The sequence below is a fragment of the Planctomycetia bacterium genome, assembly GCA_016795155.1.
GTDB lineage: Bacteria > Planctomycetota > Planctomycetia > Gemmatales > HRBIN36 > JAEUIE01.
Genome location: JAEUIE010000043.1, coordinates 1 through 25,511 on the forward strand (window position 1 = coordinate 1; position 25,511 = coordinate 25,511).

Consider the following 25,511-nt stretch of genomic DNA (forward strand, 5'->3'; position numbering starts at 1 on the left):
ATTAACGTGGCTAATGACGTGCCTTCCTTGGCACCACGCAAAGCCTGATCTCCTGATGTGTTGTGTTGCTGTTCGCAAACTACAACGTAACCTCTTGAGATCAGGCTGTTTAGATCAACTTAATTACCGGATGGCCTCTACGGCCAAACCATGGCACCCAGACAGCCCTGCTTGCACATTCAAACCCACTTGCAGTTGCCCATAACCCGCTTCATCGAGTAACCTCTACAGCCTGAATCCAAGAGGGTAAAGGACATGACGTCCTCGACGATGATGAGCCGAGTGAAGGGATTAATCAAGGAACGGGTGCCACTGGCTAAAAGTGTAGTCCAGTGGATGAAGTCGCCACTATTACTGGAGACACTGCATGGCCCGATACCTCGTCCGCCTTGGATGCCATTGGGCAATCTGCGGGAATCGTTGTCACGCGAATTCATCCACGGCAGCGGGCTGGAGATTGGCGCGCTCTACAATCCCGTCTTCGTGAAGCCAGGCGTTTCGGTGACCTATGTCGATTGGGAAACCACCGAAGCGATGCGCGAGCAGGTCAGGCTGTTGCCTCACCATCAGGATGCTCCCATTGTGAATGTGGACATCGTCGATGATGGCGCCACGCTGACAAAAATCGAAGCCGCGTCACAGGATTTTATTATCGCCAACCATTTCATGGAGCATGTGCAGGATCCCATCGGCACCATCAAACGGCATCTGGATTTGGTAAAACCCAACGGCATTCTTTACTACGGCATACCCGATAAGCGATTTACTTTCGACAAGGAACGGCCTGTCACCACGCTGCAGCACCTGGTAAGTGATCACAACGAGGGGCCGGCATGGTCACTCATGCAGCATGTCGAAGAGTTTGTTGCCCTGGCTGAGAACAAATCAGGAATCGATGGGGAGAATCGCATCAAGGAGTTACTGTCTCTGCCTCAATTGGGCATTCATTTTCATGTCTGGACCATTCATGAACTGAGTGAGCTGTTTACAGAAATCCGAAAGCGATACTCATTGCCTTATGCCATAGAAGCGATTGTCTGCAATCGGGCGCTGATTGAAACGATTTGCGTACTTCGAAAAACTGAGAGCTTCTGACAAAACGAACCCCCTCTCCCTCCAGGGGAGAGGAGAGAAATCGTTATCCGGCGTGTTTCTTTACCCACGCGACATACTTATCCATCCAGCCTTGCAGGAAGGCCTTGCTGCCTGCGCCGATGTTACCCTGATCGTCGAAGAAGCCATCTTTGATGTGAATGAACACCTCGGGCTGTCCCAGTGTAGGTACATCGAGATAAGCTAACACATTGCGTAACTGCTGTTGAGCCAATGCTGTGCCGATAGTGCCAATGGATGCACCGATGACACCGGCTGGCTTGCCGGCCCAACTGTTTTGCCCATAGGGCCTCGAAGCGTGGTCTATCGCATTTTTCAGCACGCCCGGCATCGAGCGGTTGTACTCTGGCGTCACAAACAGCAGGCCCTGTGCTGCTTTGATTTCATTCTTCAGGCGAACTGCCGATGCGGCAGGCTGAGCATCATCATCCTGGTTGTAAAGTGGCAGGTCGCCAATTTCTACCTGCTTGAAAGTAAAATCCGCCGGAGCCAGCCTTGCAATAGCATGAGCCAGTTTGCGGTTCAGTGAATCTTTGCGAAGGCTGCCTACTACCACTGCAATCTGATACTGAGCCATGATTCGTCTCCTGAATAGAGATGATAATATAGCAACTCATGCTGCTGAAGTTATGTTGCAGAGCTTTTCAAAAGTTCGAGCACTTCTTCATCTGTCGTCTGCTCGAAATCTTCGTAATGTTGCCCCACAGCCCAGAAATATTCAGGCTGCTCCAGACAGACAACATCGTCAGCCACTGATTGCAATTTTTCAATTATTGAAGGCGGAGCTATCGGCAATGCGATGATCAATTCATGTGGCTGCGATGACTTTACCACGTTGATCGCTGCTAGCATGGTGGATCCCGTTGCTAAACCGTCATCTGTCAGAATTACCGAGCGTCCTGCAATGGATGCTTGCTGTTTGATTTGACGAAACAGTCTCTTTCGTCTGGTTAATTCAGTGAATTGATCACTTTTTTCCTGCTCCAGATATCCCGCAGGCAGTTTCAATTCTTCAGCCTGCGGATTCATATAGACGGTGCCATCTTCGCTCAACGCACCCAATGCAAACTCGGGATGATCAGGTGCCCGTAATTTGCGAGAGAGCATGACATCCAGTTCCGCATGCAGTATCCTCGCGATGGCTGCACCTGTGACCACTCCTCCACGCGGAATAGCCAACACCAGAGGATTCTTCAATTCCCGTTTGCTCAGTTCCTGCCCAAGCAATTCACCAGCTTCCTGACGATTTCGAAACATGGCTGAATACAACAGAGTGGGATTTTATCTTCCACTGTCATCCAGTGTGAGGATAAAATGACGGTATGGATCATTCATTGTTGCGTGAAGCGATTGCAATCTCCATCGAAAAAATGGAAGCCAACGAAGGTGGCCCCTTTGGAGCGATCGTGGTGCGTCAAGGTGAGATTGTTGGTCGTGGCTGGAACCGGGTGACATCTACGAATGATCCGACAGCCCATGCTGAAATCGTTGCTATTCGCGATGCATGTGCCAACTTGAAGACCTATTCGCTGACAGATTGTGAGATCTACGCCAGTTGTGAACCGTGCCCGATGTGCCTGGCTGCGGTCTACTGGGCCCGCATTGAACGACTCTATTTTGCAGCCAGCAGTGAAGATGCGGCTCAAGCTGGATTTGATGACAGCCACATTTATCACGAAATCGCAAAACCATCAGAACATCGGAAAATCACCATCATTCAGGCATTGCGCGAAGAGGCTCAACAAGCCTTTCATCGCTGGAATAAGAAATCCGATCGAATCGCATACTGATCGTAATTATTATGATGCTCAGAGCATTTCACTAGGCACAAACATCGATAATCTGGTATACTTTCAGACCTGCCAGTCAACCCTGCCTTACTAATGTTTAAGATCGTATGCTTGCCGCCTGCCTGCTGACATACTGGTGCCATGCAATTGATTCGCCTGTAATCAGCGAAAAGGTAGTCACGTTTGAACGTGACATTGTGCCGCTGCTCACGCGACATGGATGCAACGCCGGAGCGTGTCATGGCAAAGCACGGGGGCAGAACGGCTTTGCACTTTCACTGTTAGCCTACGATCATGATTTCGATTACCACGCGATCACGCAGGAAGGGCGTGGCCGACGTGTCTTCCCGGCACAGCCTGAAGCGAGCCTGCTGCTTCGCAAAGCAACTGGCGAAGTGCCTCATGGTGGTGGCAAGCGCGTACCCAAAGAAAGTGTAGCTTATCAGCAATTAACCCAATGGATCGCTGCGGGACATCCGCGTACTCCTGCTTCGGCACCGGTGCTGAAACGCATAATCGTGTCTCCCACGGAAAGGCTGATGAAGCCCGGCAGCAGCGAGCAACTCAAAATCATTGCACACTATTCCGATGGCAGCAAAGAAGATGTCACCAGCATGACGGCATTCCAGTCAAATGAAAGTGTATATGCGAGTGTGAATGACAAGGGCATGATTCAGGCTGGCAATCTGCCTGGGGAAGCAGCGATCATGGCACGGTATCAGAACCTGTTTGCTGTCTGCCAGGTGATGATTCCATTACCCAACAAACCCGATGCAACTCTTTTTGACAAGTTGCCCCGCAACAACTTTATTGATGGTCACGTCTGGGCCAAGCTCAAGCAATTAGGCATGGTGCCAGCTGATGAAGCAAATGAAGCGACACTGCATCGGCGACTGTATCTGGACATCCTCGGCAAGTTACCCACAACGCAGGAAACACGAACTTATCTTAATAGCACCGATCCGCAAAAGAAACTAAAACTGATTGATACGCTGCTGACAAGGCCTGAGTATGCCGACAACTGGGCGAATAAGTGGGCCGATCTGCTTCGTCCCAATCCGTACCGTGTAGGCATCAAGGCTACTTTCAACCTGGATGGCTGGTTACGTGATGCGTTTCGCCAGAACATGCCCTACGACCAGATGGTGCGTGAGATTGTCACGGCCCAGGGGAGCACGTTTCAAAATGGCGCTGCGGTACTCTTCCGTGATCGACGTTCGCCCGATGAAATTACCACCATCGTCAGCCAGCTTTTCCTTGGCGTACGGCTCGATTGTGCGAAATGCCATCACCACCCGTTTGAGGTATGGGGCCAGCAGGATTTCTACAGCTTCGCAGCATTTTTTGCACGACTCGGACACAAAGGCGTAGGCCTCTCACCACCCATATCAGGCGGCGAGGAAGTGATCTATACTTTGCCGAGCGGTGTAGTGAAGCATCCCGTGACAGGTAAAGATATGTTTCCTACGCCCCTTCTGGGTAAGCCTGTTAATATCCCAATAGAGGAAGATCCACGTGCAGTGCTGGCCCGCTGGATGACATCGCCGGAGAATCCTTTTTTCGCCAAGGTCATCGTGAACCGTGTATGGGCTGATCTGCTCGGGCGAGGCATCGTCGAACCTGTGGATGATCTTCGCGCCACCAACCCACCTACCAACTCCAGGCTGCTTGATGCGTTGGCGGATGATTTCAAGAAACACCAGTACGATCTGAAGCACCTCATCAAAACCATTGCCAGCAGCTATGTCTACAGCCTGAGTTCTGTACCCCGTCCAGAGAATGCTGGCGATTCACGCAACTACAGCAGGCACTATCGTCAGCGGTTGCGTGCGGAAGTGCTGCTGGATGCTATCAGCGACATTACTAGCGTGAGCGAGAATTTTGATGCCATGCCTTCTGGCTCATCAGCAATGACAGTATGGACTGCTCGAATACCATCATTGTTTCTGGACAGTTTCAGCAGGCCTGACCCCAATCAGGACCCGCCTTGCGAACGCACTGCCGAAACGAGCGTCGTGCAGGCTTTGCACCTGATGAATGCGAATAGCCTGCACAAGAAGGTGACGGCTGACCAGGCAAAAGCTGCGAACCTGTCGAAAGACATCAAGAACAACACCGAACTGATCGATGAGATTTATCTGCTGGTATATTGCCGATATCCTGCCGATAATGAACGCAATATTGCCTTGAAACGATATCAAAAACCTGGTGCCTCCCGCAGGCAGGTGACTGAAGACCTCATGTGGGCCTTGGTCAATACTCCCGAATTCCTCTTCAAGGATTAAGACATGGCATTATGGACAAACTGTAATGGCATGAGTCGCCGCGACTGCCTGCAAATCGGGCTGGGAACACTTTTTGGTGGCGGACTGGCAACAGCCTTTCGGGCACAAGCTGCAGCTAAAGGTGCTGGCATTACTGCAACAGCCAAGTCGTGCATTTTGATCTGGATGGATGGCGGGCCGACCCATTATGAAACGTTTGACCCCAAGCCCCTGGCACCCAGCGAAATCCGGGGCGAATTCAACCCCATCGCCACCAAAGTTCCGGGCATCTTCGTTTCCGAACAGATGAAACGGCTTGCGGCAAGCATGGACAAGATCGCTCTCGTGCGCTCCATCCGTCACGATCAAGGCAACCACGGTGCAGGCAACCACTACATGATGACCGGTGCTCCGCCACGCATTCCCGTGGGTTGCGGAGCCTTTGTCAGCTTCCACCCTAGCCTGGGTTCTGTCACTGCTTATGAAAAACGGGCACCGGCTGGTTTGCCTGCTTATTTCTCATTACCTTCGATGTCCCGCTCTGGAGGTCCTAACTTCCTAGGCGCTCAATACGCGCCATTCGTCGTCGATGGCGATCCCAATAATAACAATTTCCGCGTGCGCGATGTCACCATTCCTAATGGTTTGTCAGCTGATCGATTTGGAGAAAGATGCGATATCCGTAAGGAAGTTGATCAATTCCAGCGACTGCTTGACAAAAACAGTTCCGATCCTGCCTTGGGCCTTGATGAACACTACCGCCAGGCACATGAGTTGATGCAATCAAAACAGGCCCAGGCCGCATTCGATATTGGCAAAGAACCACCAACACTACGCGATGCATATGGCCGAAATGCCTTCGGCCAGCGAGCATTACTAGCCCGCCGCCTGGTCGAAGCTGGCGTGCCTTTCATTACGTTATACGATGGTGGTTGGGATCATCATACCAAGCTCTTCGACGCTCTCAAAAAGCGTTTGCCTAGCTGGGATCAGACCGTAGCGACGCTCATCAATGATCTTGACCAGCGGGGCTTGCTGGAAACAACGATGGTAATTGCCCTAGGTGAGTTTGGTCGTACACCGCAGATTAATAAAGATGGAGGTCGCGATCACTGGTCAAACGCCATGAGTGTTTTGTTTGCCGGTGGTGGCACGCCGGGTGGCCAAGTGATTGGTTCTACTGATAAGCAAGGCTACGCAGCTGTCGAACGTGTTCTCTCGCCGGAGAATTTTGCTTCGACGGTTTACACCAAACTGGGCATTGATCCGGAGAAGATACTCTATGCTCCCAACGGAAGGCCATCGCATCTGGTGAGCGATCCGACACCGATTAAGGAATTGATGGGATAGATTGGCTCAAGCCCCTGATGTCCTGCTATTCTTTCTTTTCCAACCACTGAAAGCCTTCGCGCAAGCTCTGGTACATGTTCCCTTTCCAGCCATGTCCGCCCTGATAGGTGATCATGCTTATCTTGGCACCATTTTTTTCCAGGTCCTTCACAGCCTGCTCGGCCATGCGAAATGGGCAAACCCGATCATCCGGAGAATGATAGAGGAAATAGCGATGATTTTTTGCCTGTTTCAGATCGGGCAATTGATCCGGTTTGAAAACTGACATGGCAATAAAAGAACCCTTGACCTGTTTGCTCGTCAGCGAGATGGCATATGCGGCTGGCCCGCTGGAAGACCAGGATAGTGTCAGTACTTTGTCAGGGTTTATTTTGTAACTGGAAGCCACATCACTGATAACTGCTTCCACGAACTCCTCCGTAGTAAACTTCATCCCATTAACCTTGCTTTTGGTTGTTGGCCAGACAATGTTCTGATTCGGAGTCCATTTCACGGCAATGGGTTGGGCCACCACATATCCGGCTGGTATGGAGTTCTTGAATATACGTTTCACAAACGGTACGAATGCTGCATCACCACCGCCACCAGGCATGACTACGATCAAGCCGTACCCATTCGCTGGTTGCCGACTGCCAGCAGCAGGTCCGATCAGCACGTACTTTTTCTTTTCGTCATTGCCTGCTTTGCGCTCCTGTGATTTGACATCAGCCACATCATCTTGTGAATGCAGAAGCGGGGCTGCAACTATCAAGCACACCAATCCAGTCATGAGTCTTTGAAACATGGCTTGAATCTCGTGACAACTACAAGGAATCTCTTCGTTCCCGATCCATTCTAAATCCCAGCGAGCCTTCTGTTAAGCAGCAATTGATAAACAATAACCATATGACAGAAGTTCCATCCTCGAATCGAATTCCCACGTTTCTTTACCTGCTCTTGCTGGCTGGGGTAGTTACGTGTAGCTTTGTCATACCCTGGAACTCCTCGCTGGAACAATCGCAGAGCTTTCTTCACCACATTCGCAACTGGTGTGATGAGAATACAGTTAAAGGACTGGCTTTCTATGGACTGGTGTATGTTTCTTTTACCGGATTCTCATTACCCGGTGCATTGTATCTGACCTTGATCGGTGCCTGTTTATTTGGTTGGTACAGTCTTCCGATCATCAGTTTCACTTCCACCGCTGGCGCTACGATGTCCTGCTGGCTGGCACGCTGGTTATTGCGAGACAGTTTACCAACGAAATATCAAAACCGTTGGAAACACTTTCAGCATGACTTCAAGCGATTTGGCTGGCTCTACCTGCTGGCGATGCGCCTAAATCCAATCATCCCGTTTTTTCTCATCAACCTATTTGTTGGGTTAACACGCATGCCACTCTGGCAGTTCTGGATTATCAGCCAGGTCGGAATGCTGCCCGTCACAGCGATTTATGTCTGGATTGGATCGGAACTATCGCAGGTAGCCAATCTTCGCGAGCTGGTGTCATGGCGATTGTTATCTGCATTGATCGCCAGCTCACTGGTACCCCTTCTGCTTCGCTGGTTGATCGGCAAATGGATGAGAGAAACTTCGATACAACCTGATGACAAGCCATTGTCATTCTGATTCGTATCTTGAGTAGTGTGCAGTTCAATATAAAGAGGGCGAGATGGCTAAGCCACGCATCAGGACTTTTGCAGTATCTCCATCGTTGCCTCCACGTCTGCGGGGACTGGGACGGATTGCCTACAACCTCTGGTGGTGCTGGAATCCGGAAGCGGTCGCTCTTTTTTCGCGCATTGATCCAGATGTCTGGGATCAAGTTGACCATAGCCCGGTTCGCCTGGGCGGCATTGTGTCACAATCGAGACTGAACGAGCTTGCTGAAGATGATGGCTTCCTGGCTCATCTGGATCGTGTCGAATCACAACTAAACGAGTACATGAACAAGCCCGGATGGTTTGCCCAAACTATCAAGAAAGATGATGTCAAAGTAGCCTATTTCTCTGCTGAGTTTGGGATTCATGAAAGCATTCCTATCTATTCCGGCGGATTGGGGCTCTTGGCAGGCGATCATCTGAAATCCGCCAGCGACCTGGGGCTGCCTCTGGTAGGCGTTGGATTGATGTATCGTCAGGGTTACTTCCGACAATACATGAACACCGAAGGCTGGCAGCAGGAAACGTATCCTGAAAATGATTTCTATAACCTCCCGTTGATAGCTGAAAAAGACCAAGGTGGTAAACCACTTTTTGTCACTGTTCCTTTTCCGGGTCGTGAAATTTATGCCAAGGTATGGCGAATTCAGGTAGGCAGGGTGCCTTTATACCTTCTGGATTGCAATGTTCCTCAAAATTCAGAAGAAGATCGGGAAATAACTGCACAGCTTTATGGTGGAGATCTGGAGAATCGGATCAAGCAGGAGCTGGTTCTGGGTGTCGGCGGGTATCGAGCCATTCGTGCCAAAGGATTCAGACCAACGGTCTGTCACATGAATGAAGGCCACTCGGCGTTTCTGGCACTGGAACGCATTCGATATGCCATGGATTTATACGGGTTAGCTTTTACTGAAGCCAAAGAGATGGTTGCCTCGGGTAATGTCTTTACCACACATACACCTGTACCTGCTGGTAATGACCGTTTTCCACCAGCTTTCATTGATAAATACCTGGAATACTATCTTCAAAAGTTGAATTTATCCAAGACGGAGTTGATGGCACTGGGTCGAGAAATCACAACCGATACCCAGGAATATTTCTGCATGACAGTCTTGGCTCTCAAATTGTCGAATGTCAGCAACGGCGTCAGCAAACTGCATGGATCAGTATCCAGACGAATGTGGAAACGTATCTGGCCCGATGTGCCTGAATCGGAATTACCTATCTCGCACATTACCAATGGCGTTCACCATGGATTCTGGATTAATCCTGAACTGGCTCAACTGTTTCGGCGATACCTTGGTTGCAATCCGGCCGAACGACCTTGCGATCACACGTATTGGGACAGAATTAACAAGGTACCCGATGCAGAATTGTGGCGGACCATTGAAAGCAACCGCCAGCAACTGATTATTTTTGCCCGTCTGCGATTACGCAAGCAACTTGAACGGCGAGGAGCTTTACCAAGCGAAATAGCATTAGCCAGTGAGGTACTGAATCCTGACACACTGACGATCGCTTTCGCTCGCCGATCAGCCACTTACAAACGAGGAACGCTGATCTTCCGTGATCTGGATCGACTGAACAGAATTCTCAATAACAAACACATGCCGGTACAGTTGTTGTTCTCAGGCAAGGCTCACCCGCATGACAAGGCCGGTAAGGAATTACTCAAAGAAATGATCCATGTCGCGAAACGCTCGGAGTTCCGACATCGCATCGTGTTTCTGGAAGATTACGACATCAATGTTGCCCGGCATCTGGTGCAGGGAGTAGATATCTGGCTCAATAATCCGCGTCGACCCCTGGAAGCATCAGGCACCAGTGGCATGAAGTGCATTGCCAATGGCGGGCTTCATCTCTCTATTCTGGATGGCTGGTGGGATGAAGGTTATGCTCGCGACAACGGCTTTGCCATTGGCAATGGTGAAGAATATACCGACGTTCAAACAAACGAAGAAGCTCGTCTTGATTACCAGGATGCGGTCGAAAGCCAAGCCCTTTATCACATCCTGGAACAGGAAATTATCCCTCTTTATTATCGCCGTGGTGAAGACGGAGTACCTCACGATTGGCTGCGTATTGTGAAAAATTCGTTCCGTACCCTTTGTCCATTTTTCAACACCAACCGCATGGTGGAAGATTACATCAGACAGGCGTATCTTCCATCGCATGATCGCCACGAAACGTTATTTGCCAATCATCAGCAGGCAGCCAAAGACCTTGCTGTCTGGCGTACGAGGATCGAAAAGAACTGGCCTCGACTTTCGATCACTCAGGTCGAAGCATCAGATACTGGTGAAATGCTGGTTGGAAAGCAATTGGATGTGCGAACAGCAGTAGTATTAAGTGATCTGGTACCAACTGATGTTGAAGTGCAATTGCTACATGGTAAAGTGGATGCGAAGGGACAATTTCTCTCGTTTGATAAAGTTGTGATGAATCAAGCTGAACGAACTCCCGCCGGTGCTATCTGGTTCCAGGGGAGTTTCGTTTGCCAGCAGAGTGGCAACTACGGATTTGCTGTTCGGGTACTACCCAAGCATGAGAACCTGGCATCACCATTTACTACAGGTTTGATTTTGTGGAATTAATCCGGCTGGCTCTGTTCAACCATTTAATCCCATTAGCAGTACGAATATACAAAGAATTACAAAATAGCGGCGAGTGGATTTGAACCACTGACACGCGGCTTATGAAGCCGCTGCTCTAACCCCTGAGCTACGCCGCCTCAAGCACTACTAGCTACAATCCACTAGCTATTAGCTTCTTGAAAGAGGCCCCTCCCGGATTCGAACCGGGGGTGACGGTTTTGCAAACCGTTGCCTTAGCCACTTGGCGAAGGGGCCTGTACGGATTGTTTAGATAGCTATTTCAGCCTCATTAGTCAATTCCTCATCCGTTAACTCGACGTTGAAAATGTGAGACAGGTTCGCACCCTGCAACATGTTCAGTCAAGAGCTGATATCAACCGTAATTAAACTGATTTGGCTGAACCAGATGAATGTCTTCTCTCTCTTTCCATTGAAAGCTGTTTCATATTTACGTTAATCATAGAAAATCGCGATAGAATCAACACTTTCCAGATATTTGCGGGCTGTTCAGCCAGTCCATCTGTTCAGAACCATTGCCAGTAACCGGAATGGGAGTAGACTTGTAAGACATGGTGGGAGTAGCTCAACTGGTTAGAGCGCCAGATTGTGGTTCTGGATGTTGGGGGTTCAAGTCCCCTCTCTCACCCTTTTTCACTCGTAGAAGTTAACGATTCCTAACAATTCGTACGTGACAACTTGATTGTTGTAGAACATGTCACGCATCTATCTTGATAACAATAGTACTACGCCACTGCTTCCCGAAGTCCTGGAAGTCATGCATGAATGTGCTATTCACTATCCCGGCAATCCAGCCAGTGCACATCGCAGTGGTGCAGCTGCACGCAGTAAACTCGAAGAAGCCAGACAGACTATCGCAAATTGTCTAGGTGCATACCCGGATGAAGTAATCTTCACCAGCGGTGCAACTGAAGCGAACAACCTGGCTCTATTTGGATTAACAGCCGACAAGTTCGGCACGCTGATTGTCTCATCCATTGAACACCCATCTATCGTGGAGTCTTGCCGAAGGATGGAGGCACACGGATGGTACATTCTTCCATGGAACATTGATCGGGAAGGGTACGTCTCAGGAATTCGCGATGATATCAAGCCTAATTTGATGACATTGCAGTTGGCAAATCATGAGACTGGTACTGTCCAGAAGATTGCACACTGGCAAACCTGCTTCCCCCATGCACTTTTCCATTGCGATGGCACGCAGGCAGTTGGAAAAATACCAGTGCATTTTCATGAACTGGACATCAACACACTGTCATTCTCTGCACATAAATTTCATGGTCCGGTAGGAATCGGTGCATTACTGGTGAATCGATGCACTACTTTGCAACCTCACAGCTTTGGTGGACATCAACAAAAGGGACTTCGTCCTGGTACCGAATCAGTGGCATTAGCAGTGGGCATGGCGAAGGCATTGGAATTGGCTGTCCATGAATTACCCTTACGCCAAGCCCGTTGCTTGCAGTTGCGTCGCATGTTTCTTCAGCTCTTGCGAGATCATGAAGTCGAATATCAGATCCTTGGCGATTCAGAGCGTGGCCTGGTACACACACTCAATCTGTCCTTTGCGGGATGTGCAAGTGAGTTATTGCTGATCAGACTGGACCTGGCAGGATTAGATTGTTCAACTGGGTCTGCCTGTTCCAGTGGTTCCATGCTGGCCTCGCCCGTGCTTCAAGCCATGAATGTCCCTGAATCGCAATTGAAGTCTTCCATTCGATTCAGCTTGAGTCATCTACTGACTGACGAACAGATATCAGAAGCTGTCATCAGAATTGCACGTGAAGTGAGAGCTCTTCGAGCCGGATAATTTTGTTTCACACTCAAGAGCAAGTCGTGTTACACTTTCACCTCATCTGCACCATTGAGATTTGCCATGAATATCAGAATGCTTAGCCTGCTCTACTTCCTGACTATTCTGCCTGGCGTTGTTGCCCAGGAACGAACCCATCTGATTATTCCAGAAGACTATGCCAGCATGGCTACTGCCACCCAATGTGCGTTGTCGCCAGATGGACAGTTTCTGGCATATGCTGAAGCCCGCTGGCAAATCAGCAGTGATGATCGCAAATCCGATCTCTGGGTGGTTGGTACTTCCCCAGGAAGCAAGCCCATCAGACTTACTTCAGATCGTGCCAACGACCGTGACGTGAAATGGTCTGCAGATGGTCAGAATCTTTATTTCCTGGGTAATCGTAAACGCGAAGGCGAAAAGAAAGCGCCATACGATGGCACAACACAAGTCTGGTGCCTGCCAAGAGTTGGTGGTGAATTGTTTGCTGTTACACGCGTGGAAGGTGGCGTAACCGGTTATGACTTGGCTCGTACAGTTGGTCAATTATTTTACTCTGTTGACTCAAGTGACACAGAACAAGATGATTTCAGCAAGATGCGTTCAAGCCATAGCAAGCTGAACTATGGTCACGGCAAACGAACCATTTCAGAACTCTGGAAGATTGACCTCGCCACCTGGCGAGCCGAGAAAGTACTTGATCAAAAACGGTATCTGCGTGAATTCGCAGTCACGAACGATGGTAAACAGATCGGTCTGCTGACTGCCTACGATGATACAGTCATCAAATCGGAAGGCGAATCACGGTTAGACATTTGGGAGAATGGCAAGGTGACCACTCCCAATACTGATCCATATCGAGCACAAGCTGCTTCACCTCATGCCTGGCTGGAAGGATTAGCCTGGTCCGCGGATGGCAACAAGATTGCCTTCAACGCAATCTTTGATGCATATCCTGCGGAAATCGTATTGGGTGTTCGAAGTGAATCAGGCTGGAACATCAGCTTGATGGAAAGACCAGGCGAAATTCATGTTCATGGCTATGGTTCACCATTGAAATGGCACAGTTCCGGCCAACTCTTCTTTGTCGCAGAGAAGCATGGAAAATCGTTTGTGACCTCTGCTGAGCCAGCAGTTCTCAAGAACGTCAGCACATTAAGTCCACCTGATCGTATGGTTTACTCGTTTGATACTGACGATGCTGGCAAGATTGGCGCATTTATCATGGGTCAATCAAATCAGTTTGGCGACATCTATGTAGCTGAATACCGCCAAAACGCTGAGTTTCGCAAGCTGGTTGAACTCAATCCCCAAACAAAGAACTGGAAATTCCCATTAGTTAAGCACATAACCTGGAAAGCTCCTGACGGTACAGAAGTGGGCGGTGTGCTGGAGATGCCGGTTGGCGCTGAACCCGGTACGAAATTACCGCTGGTAGTGGCGATGCATGGCGGCCCCACGACTTCTTCTAAAGCCGGACTTGAGTTTGACCCTCATAATGGAAAACTCTATTTCTCAGCCAAAGGATATGCAGTACTGCTCCCTAACTATCGAGGTTCAACAGGATATGGCGATAAATTCGTTACTCAGTTAATTGCCAAGGAAAACGAGATTGAGGTCAACGATATCATTGCCGGCGTTGAACAACTGGTACGAGACGGTGTAGTTGATCCGAACCGCGTCGCGGTCATGGGCTGGAGCAACGGTGGTTACTTGACCAATTGCTTCATAACCAGAAACAACTTACCGTTCAAACTCAAGGCAGCCAGTTCTGGTGCAGGGATTCTCGACACTATTATGGAATGGGGTATCAATGATGAGCCTGCGTATCCACGGGTACTGAAGAAAGGCTTGCCTTGGGAAGTTCCGCAGACTTACCATTCCAGTTCTCCTACTTATGGATTAGGTAGGATTTCCACTCCAACCATTATTCATGTTGGCGGCAATGATGTACGTTGTCCTCCTGAACATAGCCGTATGCTCTACCGAGCAATGCGAGAATACGTGAAGGTGCCTGCAGAATTGATTGTTTACCCGAACGAACCACATGGTTTGTCGAAATACAGCCATCGACTTGCGAAGATGCAATGGGACTTGGCCTGGTTTGAAAAGTATCTGAAATAGACAGGTGGAACATGTCCCAACAAGCTGATGTCATTGTTGTTGGTGCTGGCCTGGCTGGTTTGGTTGCTGCGGCAGAAATCGCCGAGGCGGGCAAACGAGTCATGGTTGTTGAGCAGGAATCGGAGCAGAACCTGGGTGGCCAGGCGTTCTGGTCGCTCGGCGGACTCTTCATGGTCGATACACCTGAACAACGGCGTATGGGCATTCGTGATTCCCATCAACTGGCGCTCGATGACTGGCTGGGTACAGCAGGTTTTGATCGACAGGAAGATTACTGGCCACGTGAATGGGCGAAAGCCTACGTTGCTTTTGCTGCTGGGGAGAAACGAAGCTGGTTGCGACAGATGGGACTTCGCTGGTTTCCTGTCGTTGGCTGGGCCGAGCGAGGTGGGTACGGCGGCTGGGGACATGGCAATTCTGTGCCTCGATTTCATCTGACTTGGGGCACTGGGCCTGGTGTTCTTGAACCATTTATTCGAAGAACCAGGGAAGCAGTACAGCAAGGGCAATTGACATTTCACTTTCGTCATCGTGTAGATGAAGTTCTAACAACAGGCAAAACCGTCCAGGGGATTCGAGGGTCTATTCTTGAAGCTAGCCAAGAAGACCGGGGCATCAGCACATCTCGTAAAGTTATTGGCGACTTTGAATTTCGAGCGTCAGCAGTCATCGTCGCATCTGGTGGTATTGGTGGTAATTTTGAATTGGTGAGGAAGAACTGGCCCAGCCGTCTGGGTCGTGCACCACAGTTTATGGTTCAAGGCGTACCCGATTTTGTTGATGGTCGCATGCTGGGAATGACGGAAATGGCAGGTGGTCGACTCATCAACCGTGACAGAATGTGGCACTATACCGAAGGACTGCGAAACTGGAATCCCATCTGGCCCCGGCATGGCATCCGTATCTTGCCAGGCCCATCATCGGTTTGGTTAGATGCTACAGGAAAACGATTGCCTCCACCTCTTTTTCCAGGGTTTGATACGCTTGGGACACTCGAATACCTGATGAAAACGGGGTATGAACACAGTTGGTTCATTCTGAACCAGACAATTATCAAGCGTGAATTCGCCTTGTCCGGCTCTGAACAGAATCCTGATATTACCAACAAGGATTGGAAATCTACTTTGAAACGTGCAGTCAGTAAGTTAGCAACCGGGCCAGTGGAAGCGTTCAAGCAACATGGCCCAGACTTTGTCATTAAGGACAATCTACCCGACCTGGTTGAAGGTATGAATGCTCTCACCGAAACTCGTTTACTTGACCTGGCAACTGTCGAGCGGGAGATACTTACACGAGACAGGCAACTCGATCACCAGTTCGGCAAGGATTTGCAGATAGCAGCCATCAGGCAGGCGAGAAACTACTTTGGCGACAAGATGATTCGAACTGCCAAGCCCGTCAGGATACTGGATCGAAAAGCCGGACCGCTCATTGCGGTCAAACTTAACATCTTGACTCGTAAAACACTGGGTGGCCTGGAAACCAATCTGGATAGCCAGGTTCTTGGACAAGATGGACAACTGGTGCCTGGATTGTTTGCTGTCGGTGAAGCAGCGGGCTTTGGTGGTGGAGGCATGCATGGCTACCGTGCCCTGGAAGGAAGTTTCCTGGGAGGTTGTATTTTTTCAGGAAGAACAGCTGGACGTGCTGCAGCAAAACTGAGTTAGGTCAAGTGGAACAATATAGTATTAACGATGAAACTGAATCCACATGCAAACCTTGAACCAGGCAACAACATTCGAGATAGAACGCAAACAAGGTTTGTGTTGATTTGGCTGATCCTGTTTACATTAACCGGCATAGTGTTGTGCTATTATTATGTGGATCGTGCTTTTGCCAGGTACATTTACGACCATGCAATAAGCAGCTTCACCGTGCTCAAGTGGCTTACTTACCCTCCTCCGGTTATCCAGACATGGTCGCCATTACTGCTGATCATCTGGGTATTTAGACTGGTCTCCGGAAAACCCCGACAGTGGGAAACCATCCTGGCATCCTGCTGTATAAGCATGATTCTTGCTGATCAGTTTCGAGAATCCATTTCCTACATCTTTGGTCGCTACTGGCCCGAAACCTGGATCGACAACAACCCCTCCTTCATTCGTGATGGTGCGTATGGGTTCCATTGGTTCACCACCAGTCATATCTATGGCAGCTTTCCTTCAGGACATGCAGCACGCATGGCAGCGCCAGCTGTCATCACCTGCCTGATGTACCCACGATGGACCTGGCTAGCAATCCTGACCATGGTCGTTACTGCAATCGGCCTGTTGGGTATGAATTATCATTTTGTCAGCGATGTAGTGGCCGGCACATTATTAGGTGGAATGGTGGGTTATTTTACCTTGAAATGCCTGGCGATCATGTCCGCTACTCAGAAGTGATTATTTGTTCTTATTTACTTCCTCCGAAGGCCATTCAATTCGAGATATAAACGTAGCACCTTTTGCACCACGTCGTCTGGCATCATCACTCCAGATTCCTTCCGAAACAGTAACCCATGATTCAGCTGCATTGATGGTACATGCTCCGAAGTTTCCCATCTCACCGCCTCGCTCAGGTATCAGGATTCTTTCGCTCTGTTTGATTACTCTTAAATTCTTCGTATCTACCTTGGCAATAAACAGTGGTGCCCGATTCCTGATAATATGGTCGTTGTTTGCACCGCGCCTGGTATAAACCAAGTACAGATTCTCAGGACTCTGAACCCAGTGCTGCTGTGTGTTGTAACTGCCTAGCTCTGTTCCATCATCGAAGAGCCAGGGGTTGATAGGCGAAAAATGCAAACCATCCTTACTGGTACTCACGTAAGCTCTCAGATCATTTCTCAGTGTGAGATAGTAAGCATTCTGTTGAAAAATAATGGATGGTTCACAGAGCCCGCGAACCACTGGTAGACTTAATCTGTTACCTTGCTGCTTCAATTTCAGGTGATGGCCATCAAATGAAAAGGACATCACTGTCACATGATAAGGCTTATCCGCACTGGTTCCGTGATAAAAAGGCAGGAGCACCGTGCCATCAGGCTGCACATGCCATTGCGAACAAGCACTTCGGGCGAAATTGAAATCCGCATGGTCGGGTACAGGAACGATTTGCCAACTGCTCCACTGTTTGGTCGACGGTTCATAGACAGCGTAGGCCGTTTGATTCGAATGTGGCACATCTTCCAGTTGTTGCCCTTTGGGACTGTAACGCACCTGAGCACCGACTGCGATGACTTTTCCAGTAGGCGCATGCCAGCCCGGTGTAACATCGGCTACTGCAACGGTTACTCCATGCTCTGATTTCACCCAATCAAGTGCAGTTTGTAACTCTGGTTTGGTCCAGGTTTTTCCAGCATCACCTGATTCCATGGTGTACAAGCCAGAGTAATAATCAGAGACTTTCAGGTGTTTCTGCAGTGTTATCAGCCGATGCGTTGGAGATACAGCAACAGCACGCGGGTGATACCAGAGAAATTTACCATCATCATGCTCCAGAATGGGCTGTAGTATGCTTTTCCACTCCAGGTGAGCTTGAGATGCAATGAACAACAGAATGACGTGCAACATGTGGATTCTCGCCGGGAAAGTCAGTTCTGATCGTCTCAAAGCAGTTCATGAAAAGAAAGAGGCTTTCGAGTATCAAACCTTCATGCACTCAAGATATAATTATTAACGGATGATACGTATTCTGCATTGCACGACTATCAGTACTTTCACTTGCCGAGTCACTTGCCATGAGCACTGTATTTTTGAGCTGCCTGTGTTTCCTTGTGTTTGATGGGGATGTACCTGCTCCTCTCGAGACAATGCAAGGCCAGAGCATCTCGATGCATTCTCGAACCAGGAATCAGTTGAGCGTGATAGTCTTCCTTTCTCCTGATTGTCCCGTGTCCAATGGCTATGTTCCGGTTTTATCTCAAATGAGAAAGGACTTTAAGGACGTTGTCTGGCTGATTGTTTATCCTCAAGCCATCTTACCAGAACAGTGCAGAAAACACTGGAAGGAATATGCACTTCCTGAAGATACTTTCTGCGATGTTCAAGGCATTGCAGCAAGACAATTGGCAGTCAGTATGGTGCCTGAAGCTGTTGTGCTGAGAAAAGACGGGTCTGTCGCTTATCGAGGAAGAATTGATGATCGCTACACCAAGCGCGGTGGTTCAGCACGTGTACCACGACAACATGACCTGAAAGATGCACTGAAAGAAGTGCTGGCAGGTCGAACTCCTGCAAAAAGTTATATTGCTCCTGTGGGTTGCCCTCTGCCTGTCGTGTCAGCTGATGCTGGAAAAGTAACAACGGGAAAGATCACATATACCAAACAGGTAGCAAGAGTACTTCAAGATCGATGTGTCAGTTGCCATCGTACTGGTGGTGTCGGGCCATTCTCATTGACTGATTATGCTTCGGCAAAGTCCTGGGCTGCTGACCTTGTCGCATTAACACAATCAGGGCAAATGCCACCATGGAAAGCCGTTCCGGGGCATGGCGAGTTCATGAATGATCGTCGCATGAGCGAAGAAGAAAAGAATATTCTGGCAGACTGGCTTGCTGCTGATTGCCCCCAGGGAGATGAAAAAGATCTTCCTGTCAATCGCATCTTCAATGATTCATGGGTTCAAGGAACTCCGGATGTTATTCTGCAACCTGAATCGAGTTATACGCTTTCAGCTTCGGGTGAGGACGAGTACCGCTGCTTTGTCTTGCCTACCAACTTTACTGAGGACAAATTCATCTCAGGATTCGAAGTGCAGCCTGGCAACCGCAAGGTAGTACACCATGTTCTGCTCTTTATTGACAGTACAGGCTACAGTGAAAAGCTTGATGCGGATGATCCCGGACCAGGCTATAACACGGTTGCTGGCTTCCCCGGGTTCATACCCTCAGGTGGATTGGGTGGATGGGCACCAGGCAACAGTGGGAGACACATGCCGCCTGGTACCGCACGCCTTCTGCCTAAAGGATCGCGGGTAGTCATGCAGGTGCATTACCACAAATCAGGAAAAACAGAAATCGACCAGACCAAGGTCGGGTTTTATTTCAGCAAGGTGCCGGTGACTCGTGGAGTGTTTGACTTAATGGTGTTGCCAGTCCGTGCCAGGTTTGGTGGTTTGAATATTCCCGCTGGCGATGGGCACTATGAATGCAAAGCTTCACTGAAACTCGCAGAAGATTATCTGCTCTACTCAACCACACCACATATGCACCTGATTGGCAGAGACATGAAAGTGGTTGCAACCCTGCCTGATGGCACAAAGAAAAACCTGATCTACATCAACGATTGGGACTTCAACTGGCAGGAAAGCTACCGTTACAAGGAGCCTGTTGCTCTGCCTACGGGTACTCGACTCGATATGGTGGCTCATTTTGATAACTCTTCCAAGAATGCCAGCAATCCGAATGATCCACCCAAAAAGATTGTTTGGGGAGAGCAAACCACGGATGAAATGTGCATTGCTTTTTTCGAGGTCAGTTTTCAGAAAGAAGCCAAAACCGTTGATGAGTTGAAACCGCCCGGGCCTGAATTTTTGATCAGGCAACAGTTGGGACTTCCTCAAAAGAAATAATTCATGGCTATTCACATTGTCCGACTGGGTAGCCCGCGATTACCGAATGAAGGCCTGAGGCTGGGCACCGTTCGCCGAACTCCGCGTGGTGTAACGAAAAGAGATTTCGCCAGGCTGAACTGGTACGATCTCTGGCTACCGCTGCTATCACCGAGTCCAGCCATCATCAAAATGGCACAAGCTGCAGAAACCGATGCTCAATGGAAACACTTTGCGAGAAAATATCGAACCGAGATGAGCAAGGCCGAACCTGCTATGGTGCTTGATCTGCTTGCTGCATTGTCTCATCAAACCCATTTCTCAGTTGGATGTTACTATGAGAATGAATCTCGATGCCATCGCTCCATACTGCGTCAACTACTGAAGGAACGTGGTGCCGAGATTGGATAGAGCATTTAAGGAGTTTTGCTCCATTGTTGCCGATAGACATCTGTTTTCTGTCGTAACTCGGCTGCAAGCTTTTGATGCTGAGCTTGATGTATCAGGTTGTTGACCTGATCAGGGTCCACCTGGTGATCGTAAAGTTCTTCCACTACGGGTTTCTGCTGGAACCAGCGAATGTAACTGTGTCGAGTTGTGCGAACTCCTTCACTCATCGGAATGTTGTCTCGCTTGAAGAGATGTTCATAAAAGAATTCCGTTCGCCAATCATTCGGAACCTTGCCGTCAAGTATTTTCTTGAAGCTTCTGCCTTGCATCGTTTTGGGTACTGGTATTCCTGCCTGATCAAGAAACGTTGGAGCCAGGTCGACATTCAGTGCCATAGCAGTCTGAACTTTACTCTGTGTGGATTTGGGGCTTCGTGGATCAAACACAATCAACGGGACTCTGACGGATGGTTCATAAAGATACCATTTGTCAGCAAAGCCCCGTTCGCCCAGAAAATAGCCGTTGTCACTGGAGAAAATGATTATCGTATTTTCAGCCAACCCTTGAGACTGTAGCGTCTGCCTGATTCTGCCAATAACAAGATCGACACCTGATATCATTCGATAGTAGCCTCGCACCATGTTCTGATATTTCTCGGGCTGATCAAATCGCCAATGAAACCTTACTCGACTTTCTGAGTTCTTCAGAAATGCAGGCTGTTTCTGAAAAAACTTATCATTCATGGTTCGAGGCACTGGGAAATTGGTTGTCTGGTATAGATGATCCACTTCCTGCTGCCAGTAATATTGCCTGGGATCAGCATCTTCGGCATGTGGTGCATTGAAACTGACAGAGAGACAGAATGGCTTGCCTGGAGGAATTGACTTGAGGAAAGTTATGGCATGATCCCCTTCGATGTCAGTCAGGTGCCTGCGTTTGCTATCGGGAAGCTTCTTCCAATAAGGTGACTGATTAAGTGGTACAATGCTGTCAAACAGTTCACTGGTAATCCCCTTCTCTACGGTGACACCCCATTTCCCGACAAATCCGGTGTGATATCCAGCTTTCCGAAGTAAGGCAGGATAACTGTTTCGTGCATGTTCATTGGTGATAGGCTTCGTTCCAAAGCTATAGCCATGTGCCCTTTCATACAGGCCGGTAAGAATACTGGCCCGGCTGGTAGAACAGATTGCTGTTGTTACGAACATATTGGAGAAGCGGATACCATCGTGTGCCAGCGCATCCAAATGTGGAGTCTGTATCAGCGGGTTGCCTGCACAATGCAATGCATCATGCCGTTGATCGTCGGTCAACAGAAAAAGGATATTGGGCGGTTGGGCCTGGGTTAACGCATTGCAGACCGGATACAGCATAACCACCAGACTGAGCACATGACGAATATCAATCATGACTTACCTTCGCAACTGCTCGAAAGACTGCCATGGATCGAGCTTCCATTGAATACAAGCTTCGCAATGCATGCCTTGGACATGGGTTTAACAGGTTCGCGAATCGTGTATCAATGACCAGTTCCCATTCCCTGCTTTCCCCCAGATCAGGAAGATGAAAAGGCATGTCGTTTTCAACAGCATTGAAGATCAGCAGCATGGAAACATCGTGAAGCAACTGACCTTTATCATCCCACTCGTTGTAAAACTCCGATTCCATCAGCATGCCAAAGCACTTGGTCCAGGGATTCCGCCAGTCTTCATCGTTCAGTGGCACGCCATCCCATCGATACCAGACCAGCCCGGCTTTGGCTTGCCGAATAGGACAATCTTGAAAGAAATGCTGCCTGCGGAAAATAGGATGCTCATGATAAAACTGATTTAACTCTTTCAAAAACTGATACATCGCTTTGCCCGAACCACTCATATTCCAGTCAATCCAGGAAATGGCATTATCCTGACAATAAGCATTGTTGTTTCCCTGCCTGGTGTGGCTCATTTCATCGCCTGACGCCAGCATGGGAACTCCCTGCGATAACATCAGCGTGACAAGAAAGTTTCGCTTCATTTTTTCGCGTAACTGCTGCACCTCGGGCGGTGCTAACAATCCTTCAACGCCACAGTTCCAAGAATTATTGTGATCGTTGCCATCACGATTGTTCTCACCATTGGCTTCATTGTGTTTCTGGTTGAACGACACCAGATCATGTAATGTCAAGCCATCGTGGCAAGTTACAAAATTAACACTGGCGTAAGGCCGCTTGCCATGCGCTTCATAAAGATCACTAGATCCTGTCAAACGCAATGCCAGTTCAGGAACCTGTCCCGGATCGCCTCGCCAGAATCGGCGGACACAATCCCGGTATTTTCCATTCCATTCAGCCCAGAGATGCGGGAAACCACCGACCTGATAACCATCTACACCCAGGTCCCACGGCTCGGCAATCAGCTTGGCTTGCGAAATGACCGGATCCTGCAGAATGATATCGAAGAAGGCAGTCAGACGGTTGCCTCCCGTTTCACCACGAGCCAACGCTGGTGCAAGATCGAACCGGAAGCCATCCACATGCATTTCGGTCAGCCAATATCGAAGACTGTCCATGACCAGTTGCATGGTGCGTGGATGCATCAGATTGGGCGTGTTGCCACACCCTGAGTAGTCGAGATACTTGTTTCTGGCATCTTTCTGCAAACGATAGTAGCTGAGATTATCAATCCCGCGAAATGACAAAGTCGGTCCGAACTGATTGCTTTCAGCAGTATGATTGTAAACGACATCAAGAATCACTTCGATGCCTGCCTTGTGCAGTTCACGCACCATGTGTTTGAATTCATTGACTTGTTCGCCATATCGGCCATTGCCATGCTGTGCATAGCGAGACATGGGTGCGAAGAAGCCGATCGTGTTGTATCCCCAATAATTGACCAGATGACGTTCAATCAACGCGGGCTCATCGAAATAATGATGGATGGGCAATAGTTCGAGGGCTGTTACTCCCATCGACCATAAGTGCTTGATCACCGAAGGATGTGCCAGGCCAGCATAGGTACCTCTTAGCTCCGGAGGCACTTCCGGATGTTGAATGGTCAGCCCCTTGACATGGGCTTCGTACAACACCGTCTGATGCCAGGGAATTCGCAGTGGTTTATCATGTCCCCAATCAAAGGTGTTATCCGTCACCAGGCATTTGGGCATGGAACCGGCACTGTCTTCGGTACTGAAGGAAAGATCGCCTTCCGGATGATTCGGAACAAAACCAAAAAGGGACGAATCGTATTTCAAATTGCCAATGATTGCCCTGGCATAGGGATCCAGCAACAGTTTATGCGGGTTGCATCGATGCCCACGCAAGGGATCGTATGGCCCAAATACCCGGTAGCCATACAGTTGGCCGGGCTTGATTCCAGGCAGATACACATGCCAGACATGATCGGTATGTTGTCGTATGGCTATTTGATGAGAAGCAATTGCATCATGAGGCTCATTGAATAGACAGAGCTCCACCGAAGTAGCTGCTTCGGAGAACAGGGCAAAATTGGTTCCCCAGCCATCAAATGTTGCACCTAATGGCGAAGGCTTGCCTAACCTGGGATGTATCATGGAGTCCGTCACGGTACTGAGCCTGTACATTCACATTTGCCGAATTTGTCTGTCATTAATTTGCCTGAAATATCGGCAACGGTGCAGCAGCTTGCGGGCTGGCTGATTGGAAGTTCAATCCCAACAGTGCACTCACCGTGGCAGCAACCTGTGATTGCGTGGTGGCCACCTCTTTTCGCAAACCGAGTGCAGGGGTATCCGGACCAAGCACTCCAATCCAGATAAACTCAGCACCTTCCACTTTTTCACCATGATCCGTCCAGTTGATGCGGGTCATTCCCCGGCCATGATCTGTTGTCAGGATGATGGATGTTTTGTTCTGATACTGAGGCATTTGCTGCAACTTGGCCCACAACTCTGCTAGAAACTTATCTGCCTGGTGTGCTGAATTGAGATATAAATCATAACGCCGTCCATGCCCCCATTCATCCGTTTCACCCAGGCCGATATACATCACCCGTGGTTTATGCTGCTGAAGATAATCGAATGCAGATTCCATAGTTACGAAGTCAAATACATTATCAGGCCAATAGCGAGGCAATCTGTCCATAAACTCGTTCAAGTGCCTCTGCTTGTCAGACAGATTTTTGTCGAGCCGTGGCTGCCAGCCTGCGTGCACGAACAATCCGTTCTTATGTGATCGAAAGATGGATGGAAAAACATCCCACGTGCAGAACGCCGCTACTCTGTTCTTCAACCCAGGCTGCTGATTCAGATATTCGAGGACTGATAGATTCGGGTTTTCTCGCTTGTCGTTCGAATCGATACGCTGATCAGCGACTCCACAGAATAATTCACTGTAGCCTGGATAGGAAAATTTTAAACCATTAGTGCTTTTGCAATGTGCTTTGCTGGACGGATCACCAAATAGTTGTCCTTGTTTTGCCATGGTTCCCCATACGAAAGGTAAAAGCGCCTCTCGTCGCTCCTGTGCTTTTTCTCTCCAAAACTGATTCTTCAATCCAGGAATATCTTTTACACCTCCATTCTGCTTATCCATCAGTACTTCATCTGCTCCCGAGAACATTTCCTGCCAGCGGAAGCCATCCCAGGTAATGACAATCACATTCTCGGTTTTTCCCGTATTGTTTTGTGCGACTGCACACGCATGAATCGAAGCGAGCATCAAAACCAAGCCTATCAACGCTTTCATTACCTTCCCCCGTTTGTCAGAGCATGACACTGTACCGCAAGTATCCATCTTGAGCAAACAACTTAGAGCATCTAACAAAAAGAACATTAGAGGAAATAGCCGCAGATGACGATGCACCCGAGTAGCATGAACGCTTCGTGGATGTCATCGCGTCGTTCATAGCGAACCCGTAAGCGTCGAAATTGATGTAGCCAACTGATG

General features: G+C 49.1%; 20 protein-coding genes and 3 tRNA genes. 13 read left to right on the plus strand and 10 right to left on the minus strand.

Features of this window, described 5'->3' with window-relative positions:
* Positions 1-255 precede the first annotated feature (255 nt).
* The gene (locus JNJ77_14710) at positions 256-1,095 is read left to right on the plus strand and encodes a class I SAM-dependent methyltransferase (protein MBL8823837.1); all 840 of its coding nucleotides are present in this window, start codon (positions 256-258) and stop codon (positions 1,093-1,095) included.
* Between the two features lie 43 nt (positions 1,096-1,138).
* On the opposite strand, the gene JNJ77_14715 is transcribed toward JNJ77_14710, so the two are convergent.
* A complete protein-coding gene (locus JNJ77_14715) occupies positions 1,139-1,690 on the minus strand; it encodes an NAD(P)H-dependent oxidoreductase (protein MBL8823838.1) in 552 nt (183 codons plus the stop codon).
* Positions 1,691-1,740: 50 nt separating this feature from the next.
* A complete protein-coding gene (locus tag JNJ77_14720; protein MBL8823839.1) occupies positions 1,741-2,370 on the minus strand; it encodes a phosphoribosyltransferase in 630 nt (209 codons plus the stop codon).
* 65 nt (positions 2,371-2,435) lie between these two features.
* On the opposite strand from JNJ77_14720, the gene JNJ77_14725 reads away from it, so the two are divergent.
* From JNJ77_14725 to JNJ77_14735, 3 genes are all read left to right on the plus strand, one after another.
* Positions 2,436-2,903, plus strand: a complete 468-nt coding sequence (locus JNJ77_14725) for a nucleoside deaminase (protein MBL8823840.1) — start codon at positions 2,436-2,438, stop codon at positions 2,901-2,903.
* A 107-nt stretch (positions 2,904-3,010) separates the two neighbouring features.
* The gene (locus tag JNJ77_14730) at positions 3,011-5,188 is read left to right on the plus strand and encodes a DUF1553 domain-containing protein (protein MBL8823841.1); all 2,178 of its coding nucleotides are present in this window, start codon (positions 3,011-3,013) and stop codon (positions 5,186-5,188) included.
* Between the two features lie 3 nt (positions 5,189-5,191).
* Positions 5,192-6,517, plus strand: a complete 1,326-nt coding sequence (locus tag JNJ77_14735; GenBank protein MBL8823842.1) for a DUF1501 domain-containing protein — start codon at positions 5,192-5,194, stop codon at positions 6,515-6,517.
* 25 nt (positions 6,518-6,542) lie between these two features.
* Here JNJ77_14735 and JNJ77_14740 read toward each other — a convergent pair whose 3' ends face one another.
* A complete protein-coding gene (locus tag JNJ77_14740) occupies positions 6,543-7,301 on the minus strand; it encodes a hypothetical protein (GenBank protein MBL8823843.1) in 759 nt (252 codons plus the stop codon).
* Between the two features lie 101 nt (positions 7,302-7,402).
* Here JNJ77_14740 and JNJ77_14745 point away from each other — a divergent pair, with 101 nt between their 5' ends.
* Both JNJ77_14745 and glgP read left to right on the plus strand, forming a co-directional pair.
* Positions 7,403-8,125 (plus strand): TVP38/TMEM64 family protein, encoded by a 723-nt coding sequence (locus JNJ77_14745; GenBank protein MBL8823844.1) that lies wholly within the window; start codon positions 7,403-7,405, stop codon positions 8,123-8,125.
* A 43-nt stretch (positions 8,126-8,168) separates the two neighbouring features.
* Positions 8,169-10,751, plus strand: coding sequence for an alpha-glucan family phosphorylase (gene glgP, locus JNJ77_14750; GenBank protein MBL8823845.1), 2,583 nt, complete (start codon positions 8,169-8,171; stop codon positions 10,749-10,751).
* Between the two features lie 64 nt (positions 10,752-10,815).
* Here glgP and JNJ77_14755 read toward each other — a convergent pair.
* Positions 10,816-10,888 (minus strand) — tRNA-Met (locus JNJ77_14755).
* 46 nt (positions 10,889-10,934) lie between these two features.
* Positions 10,935-11,006 (minus strand) — tRNA-Cys (locus JNJ77_14760).
* A gap of 317 nt (positions 11,007-11,323) precedes the next feature.
* Here JNJ77_14760 and JNJ77_14765 point away from each other — a divergent pair.
* The 5 genes from JNJ77_14765 to JNJ77_14785 all read left to right on the plus strand — a co-directional run bounded on the left by JNJ77_14765 (position 11,324) and on the right by JNJ77_14785 (position 17,069).
* Positions 11,324-11,397: transfer RNA gene (locus JNJ77_14765), tRNA-His, on the plus strand.
* Positions 11,398-11,463: 66 nt separating this feature from the next.
* Positions 11,464-12,579, plus strand: a complete 1,116-nt coding sequence (locus tag JNJ77_14770; GenBank protein MBL8823846.1) for a cysteine desulfurase — start codon at positions 11,464-11,466, stop codon at positions 12,577-12,579.
* Between the two features lie 78 nt (positions 12,580-12,657).
* Complete coding sequence (locus JNJ77_14775) at positions 12,658-14,685, plus strand: S9 family peptidase (protein ID MBL8823847.1); 2,028 nt, start codon at positions 12,658-12,660, stop codon at positions 14,683-14,685.
* Positions 14,686-14,696: 11 nt separating this feature from the next.
* The gene (locus JNJ77_14780) at positions 14,697-16,352 is read left to right on the plus strand and encodes an FAD-binding dehydrogenase (protein ID MBL8823848.1); all 1,656 of its coding nucleotides are present in this window, start codon (positions 14,697-14,699) and stop codon (positions 16,350-16,352) included.
* Positions 16,353-16,379: 27 nt separating this feature from the next.
* Complete coding sequence (locus tag JNJ77_14785; GenBank protein MBL8823849.1) at positions 16,380-17,069, plus strand: phosphatase PAP2 family protein; 690 nt, start codon at positions 16,380-16,382, stop codon at positions 17,067-17,069.
* On the opposite strand, the gene JNJ77_14790 is transcribed toward JNJ77_14785, so the two are convergent.
* Positions 17,070-18,239, minus strand: coding sequence for an exo-alpha-sialidase (locus JNJ77_14790; protein MBL8823850.1), 1,170 nt, complete (start codon positions 18,237-18,239; stop codon positions 17,070-17,072).
* A 260-nt stretch (positions 18,240-18,499) separates the two neighbouring features.
* On the opposite strand from JNJ77_14790, the gene JNJ77_14795 reads away from it, so the two are divergent.
* Positions 18,500-20,239, plus strand: coding sequence for a hypothetical protein (locus tag JNJ77_14795; GenBank protein ID MBL8823851.1), 1,740 nt, complete (start codon positions 18,500-18,502; stop codon positions 20,237-20,239).
* 3 nt (positions 20,240-20,242) lie between these two features.
* Complete coding sequence (locus tag JNJ77_14800) at positions 20,243-20,629, plus strand: DUF488 family protein (GenBank protein ID MBL8823852.1); 387 nt, start codon at positions 20,243-20,245, stop codon at positions 20,627-20,629.
* A gap of 5 nt (positions 20,630-20,634) precedes the next feature.
* Here the strand turns inward: JNJ77_14800 and JNJ77_14805 are convergent, their stop codons facing one another.
* The 4 genes from JNJ77_14805 to JNJ77_14820 all read right to left on the minus strand — a co-directional run.
* Positions 20,635-22,017: a sulfatase gene (locus JNJ77_14805; protein MBL8823853.1), complete on the minus strand. Its 1,383-nt coding sequence runs from the start codon at positions 22,015-22,017 to the stop codon at positions 20,635-20,637.
* A complete protein-coding gene (gene glgX, locus JNJ77_14810) occupies positions 22,010-24,157 on the minus strand; it encodes a glycogen debranching protein GlgX (GenBank protein ID MBL8823854.1) in 2,148 nt (715 codons plus the stop codon). The genes JNJ77_14805 and glgX overlap by 8 nt, the downstream gene beginning before the upstream one ends.
* Positions 24,158-24,212: 55 nt before the next feature.
* Entirely contained in the window at positions 24,213-25,310 is a 1,098-nt protein-coding gene (locus tag JNJ77_14815) for an alkaline phosphatase family protein (protein ID MBL8823855.1), read from the minus strand.
* A gap of 86 nt (positions 25,311-25,396) precedes the next feature.
* Positions 25,397-25,511 (minus strand): IS5/IS1182 family transposase (locus JNJ77_14820; protein ID MBL8823856.1); only part of this gene is annotated, 115 nt, incomplete at its 5' end.

What these genes read in the sequence shown, in the direction of transcription:
- JNJ77_14730 (MBL8823841.1), top strand. Translation starts at nt 3,011, where the DNA reads ATGCTTGCCGCCTGCCTGCTGACATACTGGTGCCATGCAATTGATTCG.
- JNJ77_14740 (MBL8823843.1), bottom strand. Translation starts at nt 7,301, where the DNA reads ATGTTTCAAAGACTCATGACTGGATTGGTGTGCTTGATAGTTGCAGCC.
- glgX (MBL8823854.1), bottom strand. Translation starts at nt 24,157, where the DNA reads ATGATACATCCCAGGTTAGGCAAGCCTTCGCCATTAGGTGCAACATTT.
- JNJ77_14710 (MBL8823837.1), top strand. Translation starts at nt 256, where the DNA reads ATGACGTCCTCGACGATGATGAGCCGAGTGAAGGGATTAATCAAGGAA.
- JNJ77_14805 (MBL8823853.1), bottom strand. Translation starts at nt 22,017, where the DNA reads ATGATTGATATTCGTCATGTGCTCAGTCTGGTGGTTATGCTGTATCCG.
- JNJ77_14725 (MBL8823840.1), top strand. Translation starts at nt 2,436, where the DNA reads ATGGATCATTCATTGTTGCGTGAAGCGATTGCAATCTCCATCGAAAAA.
- JNJ77_14770 (MBL8823846.1), top strand. Translation starts at nt 11,464, where the DNA reads ATGTCACGCATCTATCTTGATAACAATAGTACTACGCCACTGCTTCCC.
- JNJ77_14720 (MBL8823839.1), bottom strand. Translation starts at nt 2,370, where the DNA reads ATGTTTCGAAATCGTCAGGAAGCTGGTGAATTGCTTGGGCAGGAACTG.
- JNJ77_14775 (MBL8823847.1), top strand. Translation starts at nt 12,658, where the DNA reads ATGCTTAGCCTGCTCTACTTCCTGACTATTCTGCCTGGCGTTGTTGCC.
- JNJ77_14745 (MBL8823844.1), top strand. Translation starts at nt 7,403, where the DNA reads ATGACAGAAGTTCCATCCTCGAATCGAATTCCCACGTTTCTTTACCTG.
- JNJ77_14795 (MBL8823851.1), top strand. Translation starts at nt 18,500, where the DNA reads ATGCATTCTCGAACCAGGAATCAGTTGAGCGTGATAGTCTTCCTTTCT.
- JNJ77_14800 (MBL8823852.1), top strand. Translation starts at nt 20,243, where the DNA reads ATGGCTATTCACATTGTCCGACTGGGTAGCCCGCGATTACCGAATGAA.
- glgP (MBL8823845.1), top strand. Translation starts at nt 8,169, where the DNA reads ATGGCTAAGCCACGCATCAGGACTTTTGCAGTATCTCCATCGTTGCCT.
- JNJ77_14785 (MBL8823849.1), top strand. Translation starts at nt 16,380, where the DNA reads ATGAAACTGAATCCACATGCAAACCTTGAACCAGGCAACAACATTCGA.
- JNJ77_14780 (MBL8823848.1), top strand. Translation starts at nt 14,697, where the DNA reads ATGTCCCAACAAGCTGATGTCATTGTTGTTGGTGCTGGCCTGGCTGGT.
- JNJ77_14815 (MBL8823855.1), bottom strand. Translation starts at nt 25,310, where the DNA reads ATGAAAGCGTTGATAGGCTTGGTTTTGATGCTCGCTTCGATTCATGCG.
- JNJ77_14715 (MBL8823838.1), bottom strand. Translation starts at nt 1,690, where the DNA reads ATGGCTCAGTATCAGATTGCAGTGGTAGTAGGCAGCCTTCGCAAAGAT.
- JNJ77_14735 (MBL8823842.1), top strand. Translation starts at nt 5,192, where the DNA reads ATGGCATTATGGACAAACTGTAATGGCATGAGTCGCCGCGACTGCCTG.
- JNJ77_14790 (MBL8823850.1), bottom strand. Translation starts at nt 18,239, where the DNA reads ATGTTGCACGTCATTCTGTTGTTCATTGCATCTCAAGCTCACCTGGAG.